Annotated in this window: 2 protein-coding genes and 1 pseudogene; 1 reads left to right on the top strand and 2 read right to left on the bottom strand. The window is 74.2% G+C overall.

Annotation, left to right across the window (positions count from 1 at the left end):
* Positions 1-270: pseudogene (locus GTW67_RS15940) on the bottom strand (M56 family peptidase); the annotation flags it as partial.
* A gap of 225 nt (positions 271-495) precedes the next feature.
* Positions 496-1707 carry a fumarylacetoacetase gene (gene fahA, locus GTW67_RS15945; RefSeq protein ID WP_161165487.1) on the bottom strand — a complete coding sequence of 404 codons (1212 nt, stop codon included), beginning with the start codon at positions 1705-1707 and terminating at the stop codon, positions 496-498.
* A gap of 446 nt (positions 1708-2153) precedes the next feature.
* On the opposite strand from fahA, the gene GTW67_RS15950 reads away from it, so the two are divergent.
* The coding region (locus GTW67_RS15950) for a DegT/DnrJ/EryC1/StrS family aminotransferase (protein WP_161165488.1) at positions 2154-2885 on the top strand (732 nt) is incomplete at its 3' end.

Here is a 2885-nt window from a genome sequence, read left to right on the forward strand (position 1 = left end):
CCAGGGCGGGCCGGCGGAGAGGTTGTACGCGGCGGTCACCGCCGGCGGCGCCGGTGCGAACAGCTCGGCGCGCACGGTGCCGAAGACGGCGGTGGCACCGAGCACCAGCGAGGTCAGGCAGCACAGCAGGACCGTGGCGACCAGGCACTGCCACACCCACAGCGCGACGACGGGATCCCGCTCGGGCCACGAGGACCGGGTCAGCGCGCGCGGCACCGGCACGGCGGCGGTCACGGCGACGACGAACAGCAGGAGCAGGCAGACGGTCATGCCACGGGCTCCGGATCCTGGTCGGAAAGGCGGCTCTGGCTGTGGTGCGTAGTGCGTGGTGCTGTGGTGCTGCGCGGCGGTGCACACCGCCCGACGCCAGTATGACGGGGCCGGGCGGCGTGAGTCAGCCGCCGACGGACATCGGATTCCCGCACGGGGGGGCAGGCGCACGGCGGATCAGGCGGCCCGCGCCCGGCGAACCGCGCGGCCCGCCCCGCCCCGGGCCTACCGTCCGACCACCCGGCCCGTCACCTCGCCCAGTCCCACCCGCAGGTCGCCCGGGCCCGGGGCCCATGCCGACAGGGTCACCACGTCCCCGTCCTCCAGGAACGTCCGCTTGCCGTCGGGGAGTTCCAGCGGGTCGCGGCCGTTCCACGTCAGTTCCAGCAGCGATCCGCGTTCCCGCTCGGTGGGTCCGCTCACCGTGCCCGAGCCGTAGAGGTCGCCGGTGCGCAGGGAGGCGCCGTTGACGGTCATGTGGGCCAGTTGCTGGGCGGCGGTCCAGTACATGGTGGAGAAGGGCGGCTCGGAGATCACGTGACCGTTGACCGCGACCGAGATCCGCAGGTCGAAGCCGCCCGGCTCCTCCTCCGCGTCGTCCAGGTAGGGCAGCAGCCCGTGGGTGCGCTCCGGCGGGGCCACCCGGGCCTCGTCCAGGGCGTCCAGCGGCGTGATCCAGGCCGACACCGACGTGGCGAAGGACTTGCCGAGGAACGGGCCGAGAGGGACGTACTCCCAGGCCTGGACGTCCCGCGCCGACCAGTCGTTGAGCAGGCACAGCCCGAAGACGTGCTCGCGGAAGTCGCCGAGCGCCACCGGGCCGCCCAGCTCGGACGGCGTGCCCACCACGAAGCCGACCTCGGCCTCGATGTCGAGGCGGACGGACGGGCCGAAGACGGGAGCGGCGTCGGTGGGGGCCTTGCGCTGCCCGGAGGGCCGTACGACGTCCGTGCCCGAGACGACGACCGTGCCGGCGCGGCCGTGGTAGCCGATCGGGAGGTGCTTCCAGTTCGGGGTGAGGGAGTCCTCGGCGTCGGGGCGGAAGATCTGGCCGACGTTCCGGGCGTGGTTCTCGGAGGCGTAGAAGTCGACGTAGTCCGCCACCTCGAAGGGCAGATGCAGGGTCACCGACGACAGGGGGTGGAACAGCGGCTCCAGGGCCTCCCGGTGGGACGGGACCGTCACCCACGCCGTCAGCGCGCGCCGCACGTCCGACCAGGCGGTGCGGCCGGCCGCCAGCAGCGGGTTCAGGGTGGGCCGCGCCAGCAGGGACGCGTACGGCGATCCGAGCGCGTGGGCCGCCGCGCCCGCGTCGAGGACGTGGTCGCCGAGCCGGACGCCCACCGTCCGCTCCTGTGCGCCGCGGATCGAGAACACGCCGTACGGAAGGTTGTGCGGGCCGAAGGGATCGCCCTCGGGGACATCGAAGGGGGGCATCGGGTGCTGCCTCGCTCTCGTGCTCGCCGTGCGCCACGTGATCCGTGGCCGCGCCACACGTTACGGGTGGCACACGGGTCTTGGGCAGTGCCCGAAGAGGTGGCGGCGGCCGGCGCGGCATGGCGGGGACGGGCGGGCTGACGTGCGGCGGGTGGTCGAGGAGCCGGTGCGGACGGCGAGGGGAGTGGCCCCTGCGGCGGGGCGCGACGGCCGCGGGCACGCGCCGGGTCGTGGCGCTGTGCCACCGTCCGTGTGCGGGAAGTTGTCCACAGGCCGGTACGCAATCTTGACGGAGCGGTGCGAACGGGGCGACTCTGGGCGGGTGCCGGAAGGCCTCGGGGAGGGGGCGTTCCGACGGCACCTCAGGGGGACGGATGGCCACAGGGGAGGCCGGTCCGGGTCCGGCGCGGTCTGGTTCGCAGCCGAGAGAGCGGCTCGAAGAGACCATGCGCGGCCGACTCGGCCGGGAATGCGTGTATGTACCGTCGTGCCGTTTCGGGCTGTTCGCGGCACTGCGTCACTGGTGCCCGCCGGGCGGCCGGGTGCTGATGTCGCCGGTCAACGACGACGTCATCTTCTTCGTCGTGCTCGCCGCCGGACTGCGGCCGGTGCAGGCGCCGCTGGATCCGCTGGACGCGTCCATCGACGTCGACGCCGTGCCGGAGGAGGTGTGGGGCTCCCTGTCCGCCGTCCTGACGACCAACCTGTACGGCAATCCGGACCCGGCGCCCCGGCTGCGGGAGCGCTGCGACGCGCTCGGCATCCCGCTGTTCGAGGACGCGGCGCACGCCATCGGCAGCGAGGTGGGCGGGCGGCCCGTCGGCACGTGGGGCGACGCGTCCGTGTTCAGCCTGTCCAAGCACGTCGGCGCCAAGGCCGGCGGCATCCTCTCGGTCGCCGACCCGGGGCTGCGGGAGGCACTGGCCAAGTCCTGCGACGACCTGCTGCTGCCGCGCCGGGCCACGGCCGAAGTCGCCTACGCGGTACGGCCGTACGCGGAGGCGGCGGTGCGCGGGCTGCGGCTGAGGCGGGCTGCCTGGGCCACGCTGCGGCTCCTCGGGCGGATGGAGCGCGAGGAGATCCGGATGCCGCTGCGGCCCGGCGAACTGGCCTGGGCGGTCGCCTCGGCGCCGGACCTGGAGGCGCACGACCCGTGGGTCCGCGTCGACATGCACGAC

The organism is Streptomyces sp. SID5910 (genome assembly GCF_009862125.1).
Taxonomy (GTDB): Bacteria; Actinomycetota; Actinomycetes; order Streptomycetales; family Streptomycetaceae; genus Streptomyces.